At 72.0% G+C, this 24,089-nt stretch carries 19 protein-coding genes; 16 read left to right on the forward strand and 3 right to left on the reverse strand.

Annotated elements, in window-relative coordinates:
* Positions 1-14 precede the first annotated feature (14 nt).
* The 8 genes from ligA to DEJ04_RS04285 all read left to right on the forward strand — a co-directional run bounded on the left by ligA (position 15) and on the right by DEJ04_RS04285 (position 12,067).
* Positions 15-2,345 carry an NAD-dependent DNA ligase LigA gene (ligA, locus tag DEJ04_RS04250; protein WP_111029530.1) on the forward strand — a complete coding sequence of 777 codons (2,331 nt, stop codon included), beginning with the start codon at positions 15-17 and terminating at the stop codon, positions 2,343-2,345.
* A 186-nt stretch (positions 2,346-2,531) separates the two neighbouring features.
* The gene (locus DEJ04_RS04255) at positions 2,532-3,950 is read left to right on the forward strand and encodes an alpha/beta hydrolase (protein ID WP_111046332.1); all 1,419 of its coding nucleotides are present in this window, start codon (positions 2,532-2,534) and stop codon (positions 3,948-3,950) included.
* A gap of 260 nt (positions 3,951-4,210) precedes the next feature.
* On the forward strand, positions 4,211-6,550 hold the full coding sequence (locus DEJ04_RS04260) for a transglycosylase domain-containing protein (protein WP_111046333.1): 2,340 nt from the start codon (positions 4,211-4,213) through the stop codon (positions 6,548-6,550).
* A 137-nt stretch (positions 6,551-6,687) separates the two neighbouring features.
* Positions 6,688-6,987: an Asp-tRNA(Asn)/Glu-tRNA(Gln) amidotransferase subunit GatC gene (gatC, locus tag DEJ04_RS04265; protein ID WP_017887005.1), complete on the forward strand. Its 300-nt coding sequence runs from the start codon at positions 6,688-6,690 to the stop codon at positions 6,985-6,987.
* 11 nt (positions 6,988-6,998) lie between these two features.
* Positions 6,999-8,546, forward strand: coding sequence for an Asp-tRNA(Asn)/Glu-tRNA(Gln) amidotransferase subunit GatA (gene gatA / locus DEJ04_RS04270; RefSeq protein WP_111022649.1), 1,548 nt, complete (start codon positions 6,999-7,001; stop codon positions 8,544-8,546).
* Positions 8,546-10,051: an Asp-tRNA(Asn)/Glu-tRNA(Gln) amidotransferase subunit GatB gene (gatB, locus tag DEJ04_RS04275; protein ID WP_111046334.1), complete on the forward strand. Its 1,506-nt coding sequence runs from the start codon at positions 8,546-8,548 to the stop codon at positions 10,049-10,051. Before gatA ends, gatB begins: the two co-directional genes overlap by 1 nt.
* 109 nt (positions 10,052-10,160) lie before the next feature.
* Complete coding sequence (locus DEJ04_RS04280; RefSeq protein WP_111046335.1) at positions 10,161-11,348, forward strand: type III polyketide synthase; 1,188 nt, start codon at positions 10,161-10,163, stop codon at positions 11,346-11,348.
* A complete protein-coding gene (locus DEJ04_RS04285) occupies positions 11,345-12,067 on the forward strand; it encodes a methyltransferase domain-containing protein (protein ID WP_111046336.1) in 723 nt (240 codons plus the stop codon). The genes DEJ04_RS04280 and DEJ04_RS04285 overlap by 4 nt, the downstream gene beginning before the upstream one ends.
* 109 nt (positions 12,068-12,176) lie before the next feature.
* On the opposite strand, the gene DEJ04_RS04290 is transcribed toward DEJ04_RS04285, so the two are convergent.
* On the reverse strand, positions 12,177-13,226 hold the full coding sequence (locus DEJ04_RS04290) for a zinc-dependent alcohol dehydrogenase family protein (protein WP_111046337.1): 1,050 nt from the start codon (positions 13,224-13,226) through the stop codon (positions 12,177-12,179).
* Positions 13,227-13,306: 80 nt separating this feature from the next.
* Here DEJ04_RS04290 and DEJ04_RS04295 point away from each other — a divergent pair, with 80 nt between their 5' ends.
* Together DEJ04_RS04295 and DEJ04_RS04300 are read left to right on the forward strand one after the other, a co-directional pair.
* Entirely contained in the window at positions 13,307-14,251 is a 945-nt protein-coding gene (locus DEJ04_RS04295) for a DUF3097 domain-containing protein (protein ID WP_111046338.1), read from the forward strand.
* A gap of 70 nt (positions 14,252-14,321) precedes the next feature.
* A complete protein-coding gene (locus tag DEJ04_RS04300; RefSeq protein ID WP_017886998.1) occupies positions 14,322-14,975 on the forward strand; it encodes a hypothetical protein in 654 nt (217 codons plus the stop codon).
* A 289-nt stretch (positions 14,976-15,264) separates the two neighbouring features.
* Here the strand turns inward: DEJ04_RS04300 and DEJ04_RS04305 are convergent, their stop codons facing one another.
* Both DEJ04_RS04305 and DEJ04_RS04310 read right to left on the reverse strand, forming a co-directional pair.
* Positions 15,265-16,278 carry a LacI family DNA-binding transcriptional regulator gene (locus DEJ04_RS04305; protein WP_111046339.1) on the reverse strand — a complete coding sequence of 338 codons (1,014 nt, stop codon included), beginning with the start codon at positions 16,276-16,278 and terminating at the stop codon, positions 15,265-15,267.
* Positions 16,275-16,697 carry a DUF3054 domain-containing protein gene (locus tag DEJ04_RS04310; RefSeq protein WP_258367055.1) on the reverse strand — a complete coding sequence of 141 codons (423 nt, stop codon included), beginning with the start codon at positions 16,695-16,697 and terminating at the stop codon, positions 16,275-16,277. The genes DEJ04_RS04305 and DEJ04_RS04310 overlap by 4 nt, the downstream gene beginning before the upstream one ends.
* Positions 16,698-16,822: 125 nt before the next feature.
* On the opposite strand from DEJ04_RS04310, the gene DEJ04_RS04315 reads away from it, so the two are divergent.
* The 6 genes from DEJ04_RS04315 (at position 16,823) to DEJ04_RS04340 (ending at position 24,007) form a co-directional block, all read left to right on the forward strand.
* Positions 16,823-17,773 (forward strand): hypothetical protein, encoded by a 951-nt coding sequence (locus tag DEJ04_RS04315; RefSeq protein WP_111046340.1) that lies wholly within the window; start codon positions 16,823-16,825, stop codon positions 17,771-17,773.
* 475 nt (positions 17,774-18,248) lie between these two features.
* Positions 18,249-19,403 (forward strand): extracellular solute-binding protein, encoded by a 1,155-nt coding sequence (locus DEJ04_RS04320; RefSeq protein ID WP_111046341.1) that lies wholly within the window; start codon positions 18,249-18,251, stop codon positions 19,401-19,403.
* The gene (locus DEJ04_RS04325) at positions 19,400-20,434 is read left to right on the forward strand and encodes an ABC transporter permease (RefSeq protein WP_111046342.1); all 1,035 of its coding nucleotides are present in this window, start codon (positions 19,400-19,402) and stop codon (positions 20,432-20,434) included. Before DEJ04_RS04320 ends, DEJ04_RS04325 begins: the two co-directional genes overlap by 4 nt.
* Entirely contained in the window at positions 20,431-21,243 is an 813-nt protein-coding gene (locus DEJ04_RS04330) for an ABC transporter permease (RefSeq protein WP_017886992.1), read from the forward strand. The genes DEJ04_RS04325 and DEJ04_RS04330 overlap by 4 nt, the downstream gene beginning before the upstream one ends.
* An 83-nt stretch (positions 21,244-21,326) precedes the next feature.
* On the forward strand, positions 21,327-22,403 hold the full coding sequence (locus DEJ04_RS04335; protein WP_250897457.1) for an ABC transporter ATP-binding protein: 1,077 nt from the start codon (positions 21,327-21,329) through the stop codon (positions 22,401-22,403).
* Positions 22,400-24,007, forward strand: a complete 1,608-nt coding sequence (locus tag DEJ04_RS04340) for an inositol monophosphatase family protein (protein WP_111046344.1) — start codon at positions 22,400-22,402, stop codon at positions 24,005-24,007. Before DEJ04_RS04335 ends, DEJ04_RS04340 begins: the two co-directional genes overlap by 4 nt.
* Positions 24,008-24,089 lie beyond the last annotated feature (82 nt).

Raw genomic sequence — 24,089 nt, forward strand, 5'->3', positions numbered from 1 at the left:
GTAGAACTGATGCCATGAGCGAGACCGACGCGACGTTCGAGACCATCGACCCCGACGGGCTCGACGCCGCCCAGGCCGCGCGCGAGGTCGACCGGTTGCGCGCCCGCGTCACCGAGCTGCGCCACGACTACTACGAGGGCAACGCCTCGCCCCTGTCGGACGCCGACTACGACGCCCTGGTGCACCGCCTCGACGCGATCGAACGGCGGTTCCCGGAACTCCTGACGCCCGACAGCCCGACGCAGACCGTGGGCGGGCAGGCGCAGACGACGCAGTTCGCGCCGGTCGAGCACGCCGAGCGCATGCTCTCGCTCGACAACGTGTTCAGCCCCGACGAGCTGACCGAGTGGGCCCTCAAGGTGCAGCGGGACGCCGGTGCCGAGCGGGTGCGGTTCCTGACCGAGCTGAAGATCGACGGCCTGGCGATCAACCTGCGGTACGAGCACGGTCGGCTCGTCTCCGCCGCCACCCGCGGTGACGGCGTGGTCGGCGAAGACGTCACCGGCAACGTCCGCACGATGGGCACGATCCCGGACCGCCTGTCCGGCACCGGTCACCCGCCCCTGGTCGAGGTCCGGGGCGAGATCTTCTTCCCGGTCGCCGAGTTCGACGAGCTCAACGCGAACCAGCGCGAGGCAGGGGAGCGCGTGTTCGCCAACCCGCGCAACGCCGCCGCCGGGTCCCTCCGCCAGAAGGAAGAGGGCAAGTCCGAGGCGAAGCGCGCCCTGATGGTCGACCGGCTGCGGCGTCTGCGGATGCTCGTGCACGGCATCGGCGCGTGGCCCGTCCGTGAACTCGAGCAGGGCACCGACGTCCGCAGCCAGTCCGAGGTGTACGAGCTGCTGCAGACCTGGGGCCTGCCGACGAGCAGCCACTACCGGGTGTTCGACACCATCGACGAGGTCAACGGCTTCGTCCGGACCACGGGGGAGCGCCGCTCGTCGGTCGAGCACCAGATCGACGGCGTCGTGGTGAAGGTCGACGACCTCGCCCTGCACGAGGAACTCGGGTCGACCTCGCGGGCGCCGCGGTGGGCGATCGCGTACAAGTACCCGCCGGAAGAAGTGCACACGACGCTCACCGACATCGTGGTCAGCGTCGGCCGCACCGGCCGTGCCACACCGTTCGCGGTGATGGCCCCGGCCGAGGTCGCCGGGTCCGTCGTCCGCCAGGCCACGCTGCACAACCAGCAGGTCGTCAAGGCGAAGGGCGTGCTGATCGGCGACACGGTCGTGCTGCGGAAGGCCGGCGACGTCATCCCAGAGGTGCTCGGCCCGGTGGTCGAGCTCCGTGACGGCTCCGAGCGCGAGTTCGTGATGCCGACGAACTGCCCGGAGTGCGGCACCGAGCTCGCGCCCGCGAAGGAAGGCGACATCGACCTGCGCTGCCCGAACGCGAAGAGCTGCCCGGCGCAGGTGCGCGGTCGGGTCGAGCACATCGCCTCGCGCGGGTCGCTCGACATCGAGGGGCTCGGCGAGGTCGCGGCCGCGGCGCTCACGCAGCCGCTCCGCCCCGAGACCCCGCCGCTCGTCACCGAGGCCGGACTGTTCGACCTGACGATGCAGGACATCGTCCCGATCGAGGTCATCGTCCGCGACGCCGAGACCGGCATGGAGAAGGTCGACGACGACGGCACCCCGAAGCGCGTCACGCCGTTCAGTCGGGCGCGCAAGAAGACCGACCCGCCGTTCGACCCCGAGGCACGCGGCGCCGACTACACCGGTGAGCCGAGCCGCTACCCGTCGAAGAACGCGTTCGAGATGCTCGCGAACATCGACGCGGCGAAGACGAAGCCCCTGTGGCGGATCCTGGTCGGCCTGAGCATCCGCCACGTCGGACCCGTCGCCGCCCGGGCCCTGGCGAACCACTTCGGCTCCCTCGACGCGATCCGGTCGGCGTCGCGCGAGGACCTCGCCGCCGTCGACGGGGTCGGCGGGATCATCGCCGACGCCCTGCTCGCCTGGTTCGACGTCGACTGGCACCGCGAGATCATCGACCGCTGGACCACGGCCGGCGTGCAGTTCACCACCCCGGGCCACCCCGGCCCGGGCAGCGCCGACGTCGAGGGCGGCGTGCTGAGCGGCGTCACCGTCGTCGCGACCGGGTCACTCGAGGGCTACACGCGCGAAGGTGCACAGGAGGCGATCATCACCGCCGGTGGCAAGGCTGCCTCGAGCGTCAGCAAGAAGACCGACTTCGTGGCGGCCGGTCCGGGTGCCGGTTCGAAGCTCACGAAGGCCGAGCAGCTGGGCGTCCGGATCATCGATGCCGAGCAGTTCCACCTGCTCGTGACCGAGGGGCCCGCGGCGCTCGCCGAACCGGAAGCGCCCACGACCGAGGACTGAGGACCGACCGGGGCGCACAGCACGCCCGGTCGCATCCGCTGAGCGCGGCGCGCCGTCGAACGCGCCCAGTTCGGGGGACAAGTTGCATCGCGCATGGATGATCCGCGGACATCTCCATAGACTCGACCGAGCATCACCCGTCGTCTGCAGGGGGACGTCGGGACGGCCTTCCCGGGGGAGACCCGAATGCTGCTCATCGCTGCGGCTCTGCTCACCGCCTCGGTGCACTCGCTCGGAGTGATCGAGGCCCCAGGCATGCCCCCGGCGCACCAGGTCACGGTCGCCAGCACCACCACGACCCGCATCGTCCCGGTCGACGACGTGCTCTCGTCGGCGTCGGCGTCGGCATCCGTGTCGGCTCCCGTGGCGACGCCGGTGGCGGCAGGGGCGTCGTCCACGACAGCGGTGCGGGTGGACGACCTCGCCGCCGCGCACGGACGAGCCTTCGTCGAGGACCTCGGTGCGCTCGGCGCCGCAGACCTGCGGAGCGCGGCCACCGACCGCCATGTCGTGGCGACGGTGCAGGACGACCCGCCGCCCGCGCAGACCGTCGCGCAGTGGTGGTCGCACCTGCCCGCCGACGAGCAGGACCGACTCCTCGCGCACGCGCCCGCCCTGGTCGGGAACCTCGAGGGCGTGCCGTACGCCGTCCGTGACCAGGCGAACCGTGCGACGCTGACGTCCGGCCTCGCCGACGCCGACCTCGGTGCAGCCCGGGCCGCGATGCTCGGGCAGGTCCGGGACTCCCTGGTGCAGCAAGCCGGCGACCCGCGGCGCTTCCTGGTGGCGCTCGACACCCGGGGGTCGGGGCGTGCGGCGATCAGCATCGGCGACCTCGACACCGCGGCCGACGTCACCGTCGTGGTGCCGGGCATGTTCTTCACGGTCACCGGGCAGATGACCGACTTCACGAACACCGCCAACGACCTGTCCCGCGAGCAGGCCACCCTGGCGCCGCTCGCCGCCACGGGCAACGGGTCGGGAGCCGCCGTCGTCGCGTGGATGGGGTACCGCACGCCGGACCTGTCCAACATCCTGTCGCTCGGGCTCGCCCGGACCGGGGCGGAGCGGCTCGAACGGACCGTCGCAGGGCTTCGCGTGATCCGGGCGGGCGACCAACCGCGCGTGAACATCGTCGCGCACTCGTACGGGTCGACCACGGCGATGACGGCCCTGGCGTCGGGGCGGATGACCGCCGACACCCTGACGGTGCTCGGATCGCCGGGCAGCGACGTCCGGACGGCGGACGACCTCGCCGTCGCCACCGGGCAGGTCTTCGTCGGCGGTGCGCACAGCGATCCCATCGCGGGCTCCGGGTACTTCGGCACGGATCCGGGCGGGGCGTCGTTCGGGTCGACCGTGCTCGACCTCGCCGGGGGCGCCGACGCGCTGTCGGACGGTGACGTGTTCCGCCGGCCCGTGGGCCACAACGACTACCTCAAGCCGGGCACGGCATCGCTGCACGACGTCGCCCTGATCGGCATCGGACGCGGCGACCTGGTGCGCGAGCAGGTCCGACGCGGCAAGTCGGGTGGTGACGGCATCGTCGGCGCCTCGCCGGACATGTACCTCGTGCGCCCGCAGGACCTGCAGCCCCGTGACTGACGGGCCGTGGCCGACGGGCGGTGGGCGGCCGGCCCTGACCGACCGGGCGGACCCGCCGGTCGTGGCGACGCGGTGGGCGTGACCCGATCGTGACCGGCGGCCGACGTGCCGGCGGCGACCCGGGCCTCCCGGCCGGATCCGCGCGTACGCCCGGTTCGCGGCCCGCCCTCGGAACCGCCTGGGTGGCAACCTGAGCGCGACCGCAGCCTGCACTCGTTCCAGGGCAGAACCAGTACAGCCCTGCTGCCTACGGTGCCGTCATGCGTGTGGTGCGATGGCCTGGTGCTCTCCTGATGTTCGTGGTGATGTCCGTGCTCGCCGGCATGCTCGTCGCCGTCGCGGTGACCCCGGCGGTCGCCGTCGCGGGTGAGGGGACCTCCGGGGCGGTCTCGTTCTTCGAGGACCTGCCGACCTACCTCGACGTGCAGACCCCGCAGCAGGTGTCGTCCGTGTACGCGGAGCAGGGCGGGAAGCAGGTCAAGATCGCCTCGTTCTACGCCGAGAACCGCACGAACGTGACGGCGGACCAGATGGCGGACTCGCTCAAGCAGGCGGCGATCGACACCGAGGACCCGCGCTACTACGACGAGGGCGGCATCGACGTGCTCGGGACGCTCCGCGGGGTCGCCGCGACCGTCGTCGGCGGGGACGTGCAGGGCGGCTCGAGCATCACGCAGCAGTACGTCAAGAACGTCCTGGTGCAGCAGTGCGAGGAGCTCACGGGCAAGGACCAGGCCGCCACCGAGAAGAAGGTCGAAGCCTGCTACGAGGACGCGGCCGGCGTCACGCCGCAGCGCAAGCTGCAGGAGATGCGGTACGCGATCGCGGTGAACAAGAAGTACTCGAAGGACGAGATCCTGACCGGGTACCTCAACATCGTCGGGCTCGGCGGGCGGGTCTACGGGGCCGAGGCCGGGGCCGAGTACTACTTCGGCGTGCACGCGAAGGACCTGTCGCTCGTGCAGTCGGCCACGCTCGTCGCGATCCTCAACAACCCGTCGAACCTGCGCATCGACGTGCCGAGCGACAAGGACAACGGCAAGGCCAACGGGTACGAGCTGACGAAGGAGCGCCGCGACTACGTGCTCCGCCGGATGCAGGCGCACGGGTCGATCACGAAGGCACAGATGACGAAGGCGATCGCGACGCCGGTCACGCCGAAGATCACCGAGACCGCCAACGGGTGCTCGACCGCCGCGACGCACTACGACGCCGGGTACTTCTGCGACTACGTCCGCGACCAGGTGCTGCAGGACCCCGCGTTCGGCAAGACCGCGGCGGCACGCATCGCCACACTCGACACCAAGGGCCTGCAGATCCACACCTCGCTCGATCTCGACCTGCAGGGCCAGGCACAGTCCGCCCTGTCCACCTACGTGCCGGCCACGATGGCCGGCGTCGACGTCGGCGGCTCGAACGTCACCGTGGAGCCCGGCACCGGCCGGATCATGTCGATGGTCCAGAACACCACGTACACGCAGGGGGACAACGCCGCCGCCGGGGCCACGGCGGTGAACTACAGCGCCGACTCCGGGTACGGCAACTCGGGCGGGTTCCAGACCGGCTCGACCTACAAGGTGTTCACCCTGGCTGAGTGGCTCGCCAGCGGGCACACCCTGTCCGACTCGGTCACCACCTCGGAGCACCAGTTCGCGAACGCCGAGTTCACCAACAGCTGCCAGAACGTCGCGGGTGGCACCTGGAACGTCGCCAACGCCGAGAGCGTGCCGTCGTCGATGTCGGTCGAGGCGGCGACGGTCGAGTCGATCAACACGGCGTACGCCCAGATGGGCAAGCAGCTCGACCTGTGCAAGATCGCCCAGCTCGCGCAGTCGATGGGCATCCACCGCGCCGACGGCGGGGACCTGACGCAGACGCCGTCCTCGATCCTCGGCGTGAACGAGCTGTCGCCGATCGACCTGGCCGAGGCCTACGCGGGCTTCGCCAACGGCGGCATCGTGTGCACGCCCACCGCGATCGACTCGGTGACCGAGGCGGACGGCACGAAGATCACCCCGACGCCGTCGTCCTGCACGCAGGGCGTCTCCGCGGACGTCGCCGGCACGGTCGACTACGCGCTGCAGGGCGTGCTGTCCGGGTCGGGGACGGCCGCGAGCGCGAACCCCGGGGACAGCGTGGCGAAGTTCGCGAAGACCGGCACCACCGACGGCGACGTGCAGAACTGGCTGGTCGCGTCGTCGACGAAGTACACGAACGCCACCTGGGTCGGCAACGTGCAGGGGAGTGTGAGCCTGGCGAACTGGCCGTTCCTGCAGGGCACCACCGGGTACAGCGCGAAGTTCGGGGTCGGGAAGTCGATGATGGCGTACCTCGACCAGACCGTCGGCGGGGGAGCGCTGCCCGCGCCGAGCCAGGCGATGATCGGGCAGGCGAGCAAGTCGTCGTCATCGTCGTCGTCGTCTTCGTCCTCGTCAGGGTCCTCGCCGGGGCAGGGGACGGCGCAGGACGACCAGACGACGCCGACGGCTGCTCCGGCTGCGCCTGCCGCTCCGGCCGCACCCGCTGCCCCGGCTGCGCCGGCGCCCGCCGCGACGGTGGCCCCGGCGGCACCGGCTGCGAGGGGCCAGAACGGGAAGTGACCCTCGACCCCCTGGAGGCCCGGTGCCGGTCCGGCGGACCGGCACCGGGCCTCCAGGGGGTTGTCCACAGCCGCGCCTGCGCGCCCGACGCAGCCAATAGACTGTGGGGCATTCCACGAACCGATCGACGGAGCACCATGCCTGACATCACGAGCGAGCAGGTCGCACACCTGGCGAACCTCGCACGTATCGCACTCACGCCCGACGAGATCGAGAAGCTGACCGGGGAGCTGTCGCACATCGTCGAGAGCGTCGCCAAGGTCGCCGAGGTCGCGACCGACGACGTCCCGGCGACGAGCCACCCCGTGCCGCTCGGCAACGTCACCCGACCCGACGTGGTCGGCACGACGCTGACGCAGGAGCAGGCGCTCTCCGGCGCGCCCGACTCCGACGGCGAACGGTTCCGCGTGACCGCCATCCTCGGCGAAGAACAGTAGGGCGAAGAACAGTGACTGACGACATCACGAAGCTGAGCGCCGCGGCGCTCGCCGACGCCCTCGTGGCGCGCGACGTCTCGAGCGTCGAGGCCACCCAGGCCCACCTCGACCGGATCGCCGCCGTCGACGGCGACGTGCACGCGTTCCTGCACGTCAACCAGAACGCCCTGGCAGTGGCGAAGTCGATCGACTCCCGCCGTGCCGCGGGCGACGACCTCGGGCCGCTCGCCGGTGTGCCGATCGCCGTCAAGGACGTCCTGTGCACGCAGGACATGCCCACGACCGCCGGGTCCAAGATCCTCGAGGGCTGGGTGCCGCCGTACGACGCCACCCCCGTCGCGAAACTCCGCGCCGCCGGCCTCGTGCCGCTCGGCAAGACCAACATGGACGAGTTCGCGATGGGCTCGACCACCGAGTTCTCGGCCTACGGTCCGACCCGCAACCCGTGGGACCTCGACCGGATCCCCGGCGGGTCCGGCGGTGGCTCGGCCGCTGCGGTCGCCGCGCACGAAGCCCCGTTCGCCCTCGGTTCGGACACGGGTGGCTCCATCCGCCAGCCGGGTGCCGTGACGGGCACGGTCGGTGTGAAGCCGACCTACGGCGGGGTGAGCCGCTACGGCGCCATCGCCCTGGCGTCCAGCCTCGACCAGATCGGCCCGGTGTCCCGCACCGTCCTCGACGCCGCGCTCCTGCACGACGTCATCGGCGGGCACGATCCGAAGGACTCCACGTCCATCCCGGACGCCTGGCCCTCGATGGCCGCGGCCGCACGCGAAGGGCTGCAGGCGGACACGCTCCGCGGCCTGCGCGTCGGCGTGGTGAAGGAACTGGCCGGGGGCGACGGGTTCCAGGCCGGTGTCACCCAGCGCTTCCAGGAGACGGTCGCGCTGCTCGAGTCGGCCGGTGCGGTCGTCGTCGAGATCGACGCCCCGTCGTTCGCGTACGCGATCAGCGCGTACTACCTGATCCTCCCGGCCGAGGCGTCGTCGAACCTCGCCAAGTTCGACTCGGTGCGCTTCGGCCTCCGGGTCACGCCCGAGAACGGTGCCACCGTCGAGGACGTCATGGCCGCCACGCGCGAAGCCGGCTTCGGGCCCGAGGTCAAGCGGCGCATCATCCTCGGCACCTACGCCCTGAGCGCCGGCTACTACGACGCCTACTACGGCTCGGCGCAGAAGGTCCGCACGCTCGTGCAGCGGGACTTCCAGGCCGCCTTCGAGCAGGTCGACCTGCTCGTCAGCCCGTCGGCCCCGACGACCGCGTTCCCGATCGGTGAGCGCATCGACGACCCGCTGGCGATGTACCTCAACGACCTCACCACGATCCCGGCGAACCTCGCCGGCGTTCCCGGCATGAGCATCCCGAACGGCCTCGCGCCCGAGGACGGCCTGCCCGTCGGTGTGCAGCTGATGGCGCCCCAGCGTGAGGACGCCCGGCTGTACCGCTACGGTGCCGCCCTCGAGCGTCTGCTCGAACAGCAGTGGGGCGCGCCGCTCATCGCGTCCGTCCCGGACCTCGACCAGAGTCAGCAGTCCGCTGCGCAGGAAGGTGTGATCTGATGGCGCAGAAGGACGCGCTGATGGACTTCGACGAGGCGCTCAAGCGCTACGAGCCGGTGCTCGGCTTCGAGGTCCACGTCGAACTCGCGACGAAGACCAAGATGTTCTCGGACGCCCCGAACTTCTTCGGCGGCGAACCCAACACGAACGTCACCCCGGTCGACCTCGGGCTGCCCGGGTCGCTGCCGGTCGTGAACGCACAGGCCGTGCGGTACTCGATCCAGCTCGGGCTCGCGCTCGGCTGCTCGATCGCCGAGTCCTCGCGGTTCGCCCGGAAGAACTACTTCTACCCGGACAACCCGAAGAACTACCAGGTCTCGCAGTACGACGAGCCCATCGCCTACGAGGGCGAGGTCGAGGTCGAGCTCGCCGACGGGACGATCTACAACATCCCGATCGAGCGCGCCCACATGGAAGAGGACGCCGGCAAGCTGACGCACGTCGGTGGTGCCACCGGCCGCATCCAGGGCGCCGAGTACTCGCTCGTCGACTACAACCGCGCCGGTGTGCCCCTGGTCGAGATCGTCACGAAGCCGATCTTCGGCGCTGAGCACCGTGCCCCCGAGCTCGGAGCCGCCTACGTGCAGGTCATCCGCGACCTCGTCCGGGCGCTCGGTGTCTCCGAAGCCCGCATGGAGCGCGGCAACCTGCGGTGCGACGCGAACATCTCGCTGCGCCCTCGCGGGCAGGAGAAGCTCGGCACCCGCACCGAGACCAAGAACGTCAACTCGTTCCGCGCCGTCGAGCGTGCGATCCGCTACGAGATCCAGCGCCAGGCCGCGATCCTCGCCGCCGGCGGCACGATCACGCAGGAGACCCGCCACTGGCACGAGGACACCGGTCGCACCTCGGCCGGTCGTCCGAAGTCGGACGCCGACGACTACCGGTACTTCCCGGAGCCCGACCTGCTGCCCGTCGTGCCGGACCCGGCCGTCATCGCGGAGCTCCGTGCTTCGCTGCCCGAGGCACCGGTCGCACGTCGCCGTCGCCTGAAGGGTGACTGGGGCTTCGCCGACCTGGAGTTCCAGGACGTCGTGAACGGCGGGCTGCTCGACGAGGTCGAGGGCACCGTCGCCGCCGGCGCCGCACCACAGGCCGCCCGCAAGTGGTGGACCGGTGAGATCAGCCGCGTCGCCAACGCGCAGGACGCCGCCCCCGGTGACCTGGTGTCGCCGAAGCACGTCGCCGAGGTCATCGCGCTCGTCGAGTCCGGCGACCTGACCGACCGCCTCGCGCGCCAGGTGCTCGAGGGCGTCATCGCGGGCGAGGGCTCGCCGGCGCAGGTCGTCGAGGCCCGCGGGCTCAAGGTCGTCTCGGACGACTCCGCCCTGACGGCCGCGGTCGACGAAGCACTCGCGGCGCAGCCCGACGTGCTGGCGAAGATCCAGGACGGCAAGGTCCAGGCGGCCGGCGCGATCATCGGCGCGGTCATGAAGGCCATGAAGGGCCAGGCCGACGCCGCACGCGTGCGGGAACTCGTGCTGGAGCGCGCGCAGCAGTCCTAGGCAGTCCCACCTCGGAGGGCACGGTACCGGTCGGTGCCGTGCCCTCCGTGCGTCCCGGTCACCGTGTGCATCCTGGGGACGCGTCAGCGATCCGGTGACAGGATGAGTCGTGTCCGCAACGATCCGCGCCATCGGAACCGCCGTCCCCGAGACGACCCTCGACCAGCCCCGGGTGCGTGACCTGTTCTCCGCCCAACCCGACCTCGGGCGGCTCGGCAAACGGCTCGTCCCCGCCGCCTTCGACGGGTCGGCGGTCGACCAGCGGCACACCGTCCTCGAGGAACTCGACTCCGCGCGTGCCGGTGGGGCCTTCCGTGACGACGACGGCACCCTGCGCTCGCCGTCCACCGGCTCGCGGAACGACCGGTACCGCGAACTCGCCCCGCCGCTGTTCGTCGCCGCCGCCCGCGACGCCGTCGCACGCGCCGGCATCGCGCCGGAGTCCGTCACGCACCTGGTGACCGTGTCCTGCACCGGGTTCACGCAGCCCGGGCCCGACATCGACGTCGTCGAGCAGCTCGGGCTCCCCGGTGGGGTCTTCCGGCACCACATCGGCTTCATGGGGTGCTGCGCCGCGTTCCCCGCGCTCCGGATCGCCGCGGCGTTCGTCGACCAGGACCCGGACGCCGTCGTGCTCGTCGTCTGCGGTGAACTCTGCACCCTGCACGTCCGCGCCTCGAACGACCCCGACCAGATCGTCGCGAACAGCGTCTTCGGCGACGGTGCGGCCGCCGCGGTCGTCGCCCGGGACGGAGCCGGTCTGCGCTTCGACGAGTTCACGACGGCCGTGGTGCCCGAAGGGGCGTTTGAGATGGCCTGGAACATCGGGGACGAGGGCTTCGAGATGGTCCTGTCCACCGCCGTGCCGAAGCTCGTCGGCCTGCACGTCCCGAGCGCCGTGCAACCGCTGCTCGACGGCGGGCCGGCGTCGGACGTGCCGGTGTGGGCGGTGCACCCGGGCGGCCGGGCCATCCTCGACCGCACGCAGGAGTCGCTCGGCCTGCCCGACAGCGCCATGGAGTCGAGCCGGCGGGTGCTGCGGGAACACGGCAACATGTCGAGCGCCACCGTGCTCTTCGTGCTGCGGGACGCCGTCGACGCCGGCCTCGAGGACGGCAGCGCCGTCGTCGCGCTCGCCTTCGGCCCCGGCCTCACCGTCGAGAGCGCACGGCTCACCGCGGTGCGGACCGAGGCGTCGCCCGCGGCAGAACCCGCGGCAGAGCCCGTGGCGGAACCCGCGGCGGAACCCGCTGTCGCACCCGCCCGCGTGCCCGTCGCGACCACGGGCGCGGCGTGAGCCGTCAGGGCGGCGGCACCACGGGCCTCCCGGCCGTCGACCTGCGTACCCGCGCGCTCGACCTGACCGAACTGATGGACGACCCGGACTGCGACCCGCGTGCGCTCGCGCGCACCTTCCGGCGCTTCGCCGTCGTGAACGCGCTCGTGAGCGGCTGGCGCGCGGCCTGGCGGTCCCACGTCGTGCCGGCCCTGCCCGCCAGCGGCCGCGGCCGGGTGCTCGACCTGGGCTGTGGCGGCGGCGACCTGGCCCGCTCGCTGGTGCGGTGGGCGGCGAGCGACGGATTCGACCTCGAGGTCGTCGGGGTCGACCCGGACGAACGTGCCATCGCCGCGGCACGGCGGTCGTCCCCGACCGGTGTGACGTTCCGGCAGCAGTCGAGCGGTGACCTGGTCGCGGCGGGTGAGCGGTTCGACGTCGTCGTGTCGAACCACGTGCTGCACCACCTGGGCGACGAGGAACGGCGGGGGTTCCTGGCCGACTCCGAACTGCTCGCGAGCGGGCGCAGCCTGCACTCGGACATCCGTCGGTCGCCGGCGGCCTACCGGGCGTACGCGCTGGCGTCACCGCTCGTGGCGGCGGGGACGTTCATCCGCGTCGACGGCCTGCGGTCGATCCGCCGGAGCTTCACCGTGCCCGAACTCCGCGACGTGCTGCCCGGCGGATGGCGGGCCGAGGCGGCTGCGCCGCACCGGGTGCTGGCGATCCGCGACGCGTGAGCGGGCGGGCCGCCGGTTGTCCGACGCGACCTGACGACGGACGGGAGGCCCGTGGCGACGCCGCCACGGGCCTCCCGTCCGTCCGTCGGTGCGTCCACGACGCGCGCCGCTACGGGCGCAGCAGCACCTTGATGGCCCGGCGCTCGTCCATCGCGCGGTAGGCCTCGGCGGCCTCGTCGAGCGGCAGCTCGAGGTCGAAGACGCGACCGGGGTCGATCGCGCCGGACAGCACGTCGGGCAGCAGCTCGGGGATGTACTTCCGGGCCGGGGCCATGCCGCCCGCGATGGCGATGTTCGTGTCGAACAGGTAGCGCGTGCCGATGGTCGGCACCCCGTGCGGGACCCCGACGAAGCCGACGTTGCCGCCGGGGCGGACGGAGTGCAGCGCCTGGTCCATGCTCTCCTCGGTGCCGACGGCCTCCACCGCGCAGTCGGCCAGGTCGCCGCCCAGGAGCTCCCGGACGGCGTCGACGCCCTCGGCACCACGGGCGGCCACGATGTCGGTCGCGCCGAACTCGCGGGCGAGCGCCTGGCGGTCCGCGTGCCGGCTCATCGCGATGATGCGGTCCGCACCGAGCCGCTTCGAGGCGAGCACGGCGGACAGACCGACCGCGCCGTCGCCGACCACGACGACGGTCTTGCCGGGGCCGACCGCTGCCGACACGGCGGCGTGGTGCCCCGTCGAGAAGACGTCGGACAGGGTGAGCAGCGACGGCACCAGGGCCGGGTCGACCGGGCCGGGAACCACGACGAGCGTGGCGTCGGCGTCCGGGATCCGCACGTACTCGGCCTGTGCGCCACCGACGGGGTCGCCGTACGCGTCCGTGCTGCCGAACCCGGACAGGTGGTCGCAGCCGGTGGTCATGCCGTTGCGGCAGGCCTGGCAGGTGCCGTCGTTCATGGTGAAGGGGGAGATGACGAAGTCGCCCTCGTGCAGGCCGGTGACGTCGTCACCGACGGCGACGACCTCGCCGACGAGCTCGTGGCCGATCGGTCGGGGCTGCTTCGTCTCGGTGACGCCGCGGTAGGGCCAGAGGTCCGATCCGCAGACACAGGCCGCGAGGACCTTGACGACGACGTCCTTGCCGGACAGGAGCCCGGGTCGGTCGCGCTCCTCGACGCGGATGTCGTTCGGGGCGTGGATGATCGCTGCGCGCACGGGCGGGCCTTCCGTCGAGATGATGGGGAACCGGCGCGGTCGACGTCGTCCGGGCCGTCGTCGACAGTACCCTCGTGCGGGTGGACGACGACCGGTACGGCGGCGATGTGCTCTCGGGGGACTGGCGCTCGCGCGGGGTGAAGAAGGTGCGGCAGGTGCCGCTCGAACGGGACATGGTGCTCGAGGACCCGGACTCCGGGTGGGCCGGTGCCGTGGTGGGACTCGAGGCCGGCAACATCGCGCTCGAGGACTGGAAAGGCCGCACGCGTTCCTTCCCCTTCACCGGGCAGTTCCTGCTCGAGGGTGAGCTGGTGACGCTGGGGCGGCCGTCGGCGCCGGTCGGGCGGTCGGCCGCAGCCGCTGCCGGCTCGCCGGGTTCGCTGGGTTCCGTTCATTCGGACTGGAGGCCCGGGGGCGCGCCCGCCGTGCGGCAGGCGTCCGACGGTGGTCGCCTCCGTACCGCGTCCGGATCGTTCGCCGTGGAGTCGCAGCGTGCTCGGGTTGCGCTGCCGAGCCGCATCATGGTCGAGGGCAAGCACGACGCGGAACTCGTCGAGAAGGTCTGGGGTGCCGACCTGCGCGTCGAGGGTGTCGTGGTCGAGGAGCTCTCCGGCGTCGACAACCTGGCCGCCGTGCTCGACGAGTTCCAGCCGACGCGGGAGCGCCGGGTCGGGGTCCTGGTCGACCACCTGGTGCCCGGATCGAAGGAGTCCCGCTTCGCCGACGCCGTGATGCGTGGCAAGTGGGGCGCGCACGTGCTCGTCGTCGGGCACCCGTTCGTCGACGTCTGGCAGTCGGTCAAGCCGGCACGGGTCGGGCTGCGGGCGTGGCCGACGATCCCGCGCTCGATCGAGTGGAAGGCGGGCATCTGCCAGGCACTCGGCTGGCCGCACGCCGAGCAGGCCGACATCGCTCGGGCATGGCAGCGGATCCTCGGGCAGGTGCGCACCTTCGCCGACCTCGAGCCGGAGCTGCTCGGCCGTGTCGAGGAGCTGATCGACTTCGTGACGGAACCACAGGCCTGAGAACCGGCGGATTGCCCGACCGGCCCGGTGTGCCGGGGGTGATCCGCGCCTCCAGGCCTACTGTTGAGGGATGGACGGCATCGACGGTCGCGTGCGGGGCGCGGTCGACCTGTGGCTGCGCTGGCTGCCGCGCTGGCAGATCGGGACCGCCCGCCCGCGCACGCGCATCTGCCGGAAGTGCACCGGGTCCCCGATCGCCGCGGCCGCGGGGTTCGGACCCGACGTGCCGCACGCCGTCCAGCACGCGCTGATCGGCCGGATCTCGACGATCGTCGAGGACGCCGTCGACGACTACACGGCGAAGAACCTGCCGCTGCTGCAGCGGGAACTCGAGCGGGCGGCGGCCCGGAAGCGGCACGCGGGGTACCAGCCGGCCGAGGGGTTGTCGCCGGAGTTCCAGGGCCTCGACGTGGACCCCGAGCCGTCGCCGGGGTCGCCGTTCCTGTTCACCCTCGGCGAGCTGGCCGGCACCGGTGCGGGGGAGCAGACGCCGCGCGAGCCGTTGTCCGACGAGGCGAAGGCTGCGCTCCGGCACGAGATCGCGCTGTCCGACGAGTGTGCGCGGTCGACCGGCACCGCGGTGTGCCTGGCGCTCATCGACCACCGGCCGCGGATCGCCGAGGCCGTGGAACGCCTGGTGGAGCCGCAGATCGAGGCGCTGGTGTCGGACATGTTCCGCGGGTTCGACGGGCCCGAGGACGGGCCGCGCAGCGGGCTGTTCTAGGCGCGGGTGCGCGGTGCGCGGGCGCGGCTGCGGCCGTGGGTCGAAGCCGCACGGTGCTGTCTGTGTCGGCCCGTGCGAGGTTGTCCGCTCGGTGCACGCTTGTAGCGCCGCACCGAGCCACCACGGTGGCGCCACTTGACGAACCTCGCACCGTGCGTGCTTCTCGAGCCTCGCACCGCAACACGAACCGTGCGCGGTTTGAGCGACCTCGCACCGTGCGCCAGGCCCGGAGCCTGCACGGGTCGAGTCGACGCGCACCGTGCGAGGTCGGCGGGTCGGGGGATCGGCGTCAGCGGGGGAGCAGGGTGCGGCCGGGGATCACGGTGCCGCGCAGTGAGCGGTGCTCGACCGGGCGCGTGGGGTCGTCGATGCGGCCGATGACGAGGTCGATGGCCTCGCGGCCGATGCGCTCGATTGGTTGCTCGAGTGTCGTGAAGCCGATCCAGTCGCTCGCCAGCGGGTAGACGCCGTCGAACCCGGTGACGGAGAGGTCGCGCGGGACCTCGACACCGCGGCGGGCGAGCGCCTCGCACACGTCGAGCATGAGCCGGTCGGTCGGGCACATCACCGCGGTCACGCCCGACTCCTGCACGGCGTCCACCAGGTCGGCGGCGAGGTCGTCGGGTGGCCGCACGAAGCTCGCGTCGATGTCGATCACCCGGAGGCCTCGTGCTCGGAGCCGCTCGAGCATCGCCGACGATCGTGCGTGCTGCGTGATCGCGTTGTCGAGCGGGACGGTGAACACCGCGGCCGTGGTGTGGCCGGCATCGGCGACGGCGTCCGCGATGGAAGCCCCACCGTCGACCTCGTCGCAGTAGACGCTCGAGAGCGCCGGGTGCAGCTCGGGCCGACCCGCGACGACGGTGGCGATGCGGGGCGCGAACTCGGCGATGTCGGCGGACGGCATCAGGCCGCTGCACACGACGAGCCCGTCGACGCGCATGGACACGAGTGCGGCGAGGGCGGACTTCTCGTCCTCGACCCGACCGACGCCCGTCGTGGTGACGACGCGGTAGCCGAGCTCCGATGCGCGGCGCTCCATCACGGCGTGCAGTGCGGTGTAGACCATCGACGATGCATCCCGGACGAGCATCCCGATCGTGTTCGTCCGCCCGCTGACCAGCCCGCGAGCCATCGCGTTCGCGACGTACCCGAGCTCGGCTGCCGCTCGTTCGACGCGCTCGCGGGTCTCGTCCGAGAACCGTCCGGTCCCGGAGAGTACGCGGCTCACCGCCGACTTCGAGACCCCCGCACGTGCGGCGACGTCGAGGATCGTCGGTTGGGAACCGCGGCTGCCGTTCACGCGTCGGACGCTGCGGCGTCCCGTCGCGACCGCGACGCGGTGAACCGGAGCACACCGCGGGCGATCGCGCGCCAGCCGAGCAGGAACACCCCGAGCACGATGGTCGCGACGATGACGAACGAGATCGGCAGCGGGTTGCCGTCGACGTCCCCCTGCCCGGTGGCGACGCGGATGGCCAGACCGACGAAGACCGTGAGGACCCAGACCACGACACCGGTCGGCCAGAAGCGCAGCGGTCGAGCCCAGGCACCGCTCGTCACGTACCCGATCGCCCAACCGGCCAGGAACGGGTAGGCGGTGGTCCAGAGCGCCAGCGCCGTGTTGGCCTCACCGTGCGACGAGCGCCCGATGAGCGCGAAGACGACGATGAGGACGACGTCGATGACGGCTGCGAGCCAACCCCAGGTGCGTGCGTTCACCCGCTCATTCTCGCAGGCCCCGGGCTGCCCGCTCATTCCTCCACAAGGTGGTCGACGGGGCTGGTCCTCCACAGCACTCCCATGCGGTGCTGCTCCGAAGGCGGAGGATCCGGAGCATCACGAGTATGTCGATGAACCTCAAGCTCGCACCGGTCCCCGAAGTCCTCACCTTCCGAACGTCCGCCCAGCGCCCCGACGAGTCCGATGTCATCAGACGTCGGGCCGCTGCGGGGGAGCTCACACGGGTAGCACGCGGACTGTACGCGGAGTCTGCGGGATGGGCCGCACTCCGCCCCAGCGAGCAGCACCACGTTCGGCTGCGCTCGTTCGCCGACCGGATCCGCCCCGGAGACCTGATCTCACACGTCTCGGCCGCCGTCGTCTTCGGTGTGCCCCTGCTCACCCCACCACCGACACGGATCCACGTGACCTCACGCGGTGCCGACCGGCGCACCACGAACGCGACCTTCGTGGTGCACGCCGACCTCGACGCCGAACGGAACGAGCGTCCGGTCGCCACGCCCGACGGGTTGGTGTTGTGTGGACTCGATCGGCTGGCGACCGACCTCGCACTCACACTGCCGTTCACCGACGCAGTCGTGTCCCTCGATGCGCTCCTCCGTCGCGAGGTCGAGCGCGAAGTCGTCCGGTCGGCGATCGAGCGGCGCGGGCAGAAGGGACGACGTCGGGCGCTCCGGGCGATCGGGTTCGCCGATCCCGCATCGGACTCACCGGGGGAGTCGTACGCACGAGCGCGGTTCGACCAGTTCGGGACACCGCCGCCGGTCCTCCAGCACCGCTTCCGAGCGCCCGGCGAGCCGGACATCGTCGTGGACTTCTGGTTCCCGGATGCCGGGGTCGTGGTCGAGTTCGACGGAGCCGTGAAGTACCGGAGCAGTGCGTACCTGCGGGGACGGACGCCGGAGGAAGCGCTGTTCGACGAGAAGATCCGAGAAGACCGACTCCGCGCGTTCCCCGAGGTACGAACCGTGGTGCGGCTCACCTGGTCGGACCTGCGCAACGAGTGGGTCCTCCGCGCGAAGCTCCGCCGGGCCGGAGTCCGCATGTCGCGCTGAGGGGCTTCAGCCACGCACCGTGCGAGTTTGTTCGGCCTCTTGCCGGTGCGCACGGTGCGCGGTTCGTCGCCCACCGTCGACTTGGCTGCTCGGTGCGGGGTCGTCGGCAGCGAACGGGGCCGCGCACGGTGCATCCTTCGCCGGTCGGGGGCGAGCAGCCCGCTCCGTGCAGGGTTGTAGCCGGGCACGAAGCCGTCAACCTCGCACGGGTCGGCGGAACTCGCACCGTGCGCCGTCACCGCATCCGACGCGCAGCACCGCAGCACCGCGCCCGCCCCCGCCGCCCCTGCACCGCACCCCACCGCACCCGGAGTTCACCCGGCGGCGACGCCGGAGGCACCCGGAGTTCACCCGGCAGCGCCACACTCGACCCCGGCGCGGGAACGTTCCCACACGTCCCGCCCGCACGAACCCCGCACGCCCGCACGCCCCCACCCCCGCACACCCCACGCACCACGGAACAGGGAGAACCCACGTGAAGACCCGAGTCCTCGCCGGCCTCGCCATCGCGGCAGCCGCGACCGTCGCACTCTCCGGCTGCGTCCAGAGCGCCAACGCCTCGAACGCCTCCGACACCGACGGCACCACCGACCTCACCGTGTTCATCAGCGGCGACACCAACGTCAAGGACCTCTGGGACAAGTCGCTCATCCCCGCCTTCGAGAAGGCGAACCCGAAGATCCACGTCAGCACGAGCATCGACCTGCACGGCGAGCACGACGCCCAGACCCAGGCGAACCTCGCCACCGCGGTCAAGGCCGGCAAGTCCGTCGCGTACGACCTCGTCGACGCCGGCTTCGTCACCACCGCCGGCAAGGCCGGGCTGATGGCGCCGGTCAGCGACAGCACGATCCCGAACCTGAAGGACGTCCCGGACGCCACGAAGCAGCAGGGCGGCGACAGCGCCATCCCGTACCGCGCCTCGAGCGTGCTGCTGGCGTACGACGCGAGGAAGGTCACGGACCCGCCGAAGACCCTCGACGACCTGCTCGCGTGGATCAAGGCCAACCCGGGCGAGTTCGCCTACAACTCCCCGTCGTCCGGCGGTTCGGGTGGTTCGTTCGTGGCCACGGTGCTCGCGAAGTACCTGACGCCCGCCGAGCAGGAGACGATGCAGACGAAGTACGACAAGTCGCTCGAGTCGAAGTGGGACAAGGGCTTCGCGGCCCTGAAGGACCTCGGCCCGTCGACGTACCAGAAGGGCGTCTACCCGAACGGCAACGACCAGGTCGTGCAGCTGCTCGGCAGTGGCCAGATCGCGATGGCCCCGGTCTGGAGCGACCAGTTCATCACCTCGCAGAAGACCGGCATCATCCCGAAGACCACCAAGGCCGTGCAGATCGAGGACCCGTCGTTCACCGGCAGCGCGAGCTTCCTCGGCATCCCCAAGACCGAGCCGAAGGCCAAGAAGGCGGCAGCCGAGAAGCTCGCCGACTTCGTGCTCAGCGCGAAGGGGCAGCAGCTCGTCGCGAGCGCCGTCTCCGGCTACCCGGTGATCCCGCTCGACAGCCTGCCCAAGTCGGTCGCCGAGCAGTTCGCCGACGCGAACCCCTCGCAGCTCCGCCTCGGGTTCCAGAGCGACTTCGCCGCCGACATGAACGCGGCGTGGGACGCGAAGGTCCCGCAGTGACCCAGACCGTCCAGGACGGCCCGGCAACCGGCCGGGAGGCCCGTGGCGACTCCGCCACGGGCCTCCCGCCCGTCCCGCCCCACGCCCAGGGCCCGGCGCACCCCGCCAGCGGGCGCACGGCGCAGGAGCGGCTGGCCCGCCGCCGGCGCTGGCAGGGCCTCGTCCTCGTCGCCGCCCCGGTGCTGGTCGTCGTCCTGTTCGTCGGCGTCCCGGTGGTGAACGCCGCGCTGTTCAGCCTCGGGTTCACCGGCGGCCTGAACCAGGCGCTCGCCGACATCGGCGGCGACACCGTGCGCGGCTTCTCGTTCGCGGTCTACGCGACCCTGCTCGGCAACGCCACGTTCCTGCGTGACCTGGTCGCGACGCTCGGGGTCACCGCACTGTCGACCGGCCTGACCGTGGGGCTCGCCGTCGTCGTCGCGGTGATCCTGCGGCTCCGCGGCGGCTTCCTCGGCAAGACCCTCAGCGTCCTGGCCGTGGTGCCGATCTTCGTGCCGGTGGTCATCGCGAGCTGGTCGATCCTGACCTTCACCGACGCGCAGGGGTTCCTCCGGAGCCTCGGTGCGCAGTTCGGCCTCGACGTCCCGGTGTGGGGCTACACCCTCGTCGCCGTGGTGTTCGGCAGCGTCTGGACCAGCCTGCCGTTCGCGGTGCTGATGATCGCCGGGGCGCTGCAGGGCACTCCGGACGCCCTGGTCGAGGCCGCGAAGGACGCCGGGGCGAGCACCTGGCGCGTCGTCTGGCAGGTGCTCCTGCCGATGGCCGCGACCCCGCTCGTCATCGCGACGACGTTCACCGTGATCGGGGTGCTCGGTTCGTTCACCGTGCCGTACTTCACCGGTCCGAACGCGCCGACGATGCTCGGCGTCGACATCTCGAAGTACTTCCAGGCCTACAACCGTCCGCAGCAGTCGACGGCGATGGCGTTCATCGTGTTCGCGTTCGCCGCGGCCGCGAGTGTCTTCTACCTCCGCTCGACGGTCCGCTCGAACGCGGGCGAGCTCGACAAGAAGCGTCAGGAGCAGCAGTGATCAAGCGTCTGACCGGCAACGCCCTCGTCTGGGCGACCGCGATCGTGCTGGCCGTGTTCATCCTCGGGCCGCTCGTCTGGCTGGCCGCCCGGGCCTTCGCGACGACGTGGACCTACCCGAACCTGCTGCCCGACGGCTGGACCCTGCAGTGGTGGGGCACCGTGTTCGAGGACCGCAGCCTGGCCGTCGCGGTGCAGAACTCGCTCGTCCTCGCCCCGCTCACGGTCCTCATCGCCGCGGTGGTCTGCCTGCCCGCGGCGTGGGCGATCAGCCGCATCGAGTTCCCGGGGCGGCGGCTCGTGCTCGTCGGACTGTTCGCCACGAACGCGTTCCCGAAGATGGGCCTCTTCGTCACGATGTCGGCGATGTTCACCGCGCTGAACCTCATGAACACGGTCACCGGCATCCTGATCGTCCACGTCCTGGGCTGCGTCGTCTTCATGACGTGGCTGCCCGCCGCTGCCTTCTCGGCCGTGCCGCGGTCCCTCGAGGAAGCCGCCCGCGACGCCGGGGCCAGCCGCTGGCGCACCTTCTGGAAGGTGACGTTCCCGATCGCCTGGCCCGGGATCCTCGTCGCGATGGTGATGTCGTTCCTGGCGTCCTTCGACGAGGCGCAGGGCACGTACCTGGTCGGCGCCCCGACGTACATGACGATGCCGACGGCGATGTACTCGCTCGTCCTGAACTCCCCGCGCCAGGTCTCGGCGGTGTTCGCGATCGCGCTGAGCATCCCGTCCGTGGTCCTGCTGCTGCTCGCCCGGAAGCACATCATGGGCGGCCGACTGGCGGACGGCTTCCAGATCCGATGACCCGGCCGCGACCGACCGGGCCGACACCCGGACAGACACCCGGACCGACACCGATGACCCACACCAGCACGAAAGGCGACCAGATGACGGACGCAACGCTCGTCGCGGAACGCGCACCGGGCCTCCAGGCCGACGGCAGCACGACGGACCGGACCCGATCCGGCGGCCTCACCATCCGCGGACTGCGCAAGACGCTCGGCGGGCGCGACGTCGTCGCCGGCATCGACCTCGACGTCGCGAAGGGCGAGCTCGTCTCGCTCCTGGGGCCGTCCGGCTGCGGCAAGACCACGACGCTCCGGATGGTGGCGGGGTTCCTGCCCGCCGACGGCGGCGTCGTGACCATGGGGGACCGCGACGTCACGTCGCTCGGTCCGGAGCGCCGGCCGAGCGCGATGGTGTTCCAGAACTACGCGCTCTGGCCGCACATGACGGTGACGCAGAACGTCGCGTTCCCGCTGCGGACCCGGCGGGTGCCGAAGCAGCGGGTCGCCGAGCGGGTGCGCGACGCGCTCGAGCTCGTCGGCCTGAGCCACCACGCCGGCTCGAAGCCGACCGCGATCTCGGGCGGTGAGCAGCAGCGCGTGGCCCTGGCCCGCGCCATCGTGCAGGAGCCGGACGTCCTGCTCCTCGACGAACCGTTGTCGAACCTCGACGCGAAGCTCCGCGTGAGCGTCCGCGACGAGATCCGCCGCATCCAGCAGCGCCTCGGCATCACGACCGTGATCGTGACGCACGATCAGGACGAAGCGCTCAGCATCTCCGACCGGATCGCCGTGATGCACGACGGCCGCATCGAGCAGATCGCGACCCCGACCGAGCTCTACGCCCGCCCCGCCACGAGCTTCGTGGCGTCGTTCATCGGGTCGACGAGCGTCGTCACCGGACGGTTCCTCGCCGGCACCTCGGTCAGCCCGACGGCGGCCGACACGGTGCTGGTCCGCCCGGAGCAGGTCGTGCTCACCGACGACTCGCCCATCCGCGCGACGGTCGCGCGGGTGCTCATGCGGGGGCACTTCGCCGAGGTCGTGCTCAGCACCGACGGCGCGGAGCTCCGCGCCTACGTCACCGGGCCACCGCCCGCGGTCGGCACCGAGACCGGGGTGCGCCTGGGTGAAGTGCTCGTCCACCGCGACGGCGTGCTGCTCGAGGTCGCCCGATGAGCGCGGGGGTCCCGACGTCGACGGTCTCCGCTGCGGCTGCGGTCGACCGTGTGGTCGCCACCAGCCCGGACGGGAGGCCCGGCGTGCGTCCGCCACGCCTCGTCGCCCACCGCGGTGCGCCGCGCGTCCGGCGTGAGAACACCCTGCCCGCCATCGCGGTCGCCGAGGCGCTCGGCGCCGAGGTGATCGAGGTCGACGTCCGCCGCACCGCCGACGGCGTCGCCGTCCTGCTGCACGACGAGACCCTCGGCCGGATGTGGGGCGACGCCCGCCGGGTGTCCGACGTCGACTGGTGCGACGTCGCCCGGCTCGGCAACGGCCTCGACCGGATCCCGCGGCTCGACGGCGCGCTCGAACGCCTCGACGGCTGCCGGTCGACCCTGCTCGTCGACCTGACCGACGCCGAGGACGCCCTGGTCGCGGCCCGCACCGTCGCGGGCTTCACCGGCTCCACCGCGGTGGCCTGGTGCGGAGCACCGGCCGCGATGGCGGCCGTCCGCTCCGTGCTGCCCGACGCCGACGTCTGGCTGGCGTGGGAGTCGCTCGACCCGCCCGTGTCGGCGGACCTCGAGGCGCTCGAGCCGTCGACGCTCAACCTCGACGTCGCGTTCCTCACCCCGCGCACGGTCGAGGTCGCGCACGCCCTGGGCCTGCGCGTCGCCGTCTGGACCATCGACGACGTCGAGCCGGCGATCTGGGCAGCCCGGCTCGGTGTCGACTCGATCACCACCAACGACGTCGGCTCCATCGGAGCGGCCCTGTCGGCGGCCGAGCGCGACGGCTGGCCCGAGCGCGACCGCGAGCCCACCGAGACCGAGGTCGCCTCGCGCGCCCAGGCCCTGGCCCACCGCATCGCCCACGAGGTCATCGCCTACACGCGTGAACACCCGGTCAGCGAGGTCCACACCAAGGCGAACCCCGCCGACCTGGTCACCGACGTCGACCGCCTGGTGGAGCAGCACGTCCGCTCCCGCGTGCGGATGGTGTTCCCGACGCACGGGTTCACCGGTGAGGAGTACGGCGAGGCCCCCGGCGACCGGCACCGCTGGTTCCTCGACCCCGTCGACGGCACCACCAACCTGGCCAACGGCGTGCCCTGGACCTCGATGTCGCTCTGCCTGACCCGTGGCGGCCGTCCGCTCGTCGGCGTCGTCGCTGACCCCTGGCGCGGCGAGGTGCTCGAGGCCCGACGCGGCCGCGGCGCCACCCTGCGCGACCGCCAGCTCCGACTCGACGACACACCCCGGCCGCTCGCCGGTGCCGTCGTCGGCACCGAGCTCGACGGACACCGCCCGTGGCCGGGGTTCGGGGCGTTCCTCGACGCCCTGGCCGACCGGTCGTGCACGCTCCGGGTGCAGGGATCAGGCACGCTGACGATCGCCCAGGTCGCGGCCGGGCGGGGGATCGGCGGCTGCGTCTCGGCGTTCAACCCGGTCGACCACGGCGCCGCGGTGCTGCTCGTGCACGAGGCCGGGGGCGTCGTGCTGACGCGGTCCGGCCCCGTCGAGGGCTTCCCGCCCGTGGGGGAGCCGTTCCTCGTGGCGCACCCGGGTGCCGCGGACGAGCTGCACGCGGTGTGGACGGCGGCGCTCGTCGCGGGGTGAGCCACGCGGCGCAGACCGGAGGCACGGTGCGGGGTCGGCGATCCGGTGCGGGGTTGGCTGCTGGGTGCGGGGTTGGCTGCCG

The sequence above is a fragment of the Curtobacterium sp. MCLR17_044 genome (genome assembly GCF_003234435.1).
In the GTDB taxonomy this organism is placed as follows: Bacteria; Actinomycetota; Actinomycetes; order Actinomycetales; family Microbacteriaceae; genus Curtobacterium; species Curtobacterium flaccumfaciens.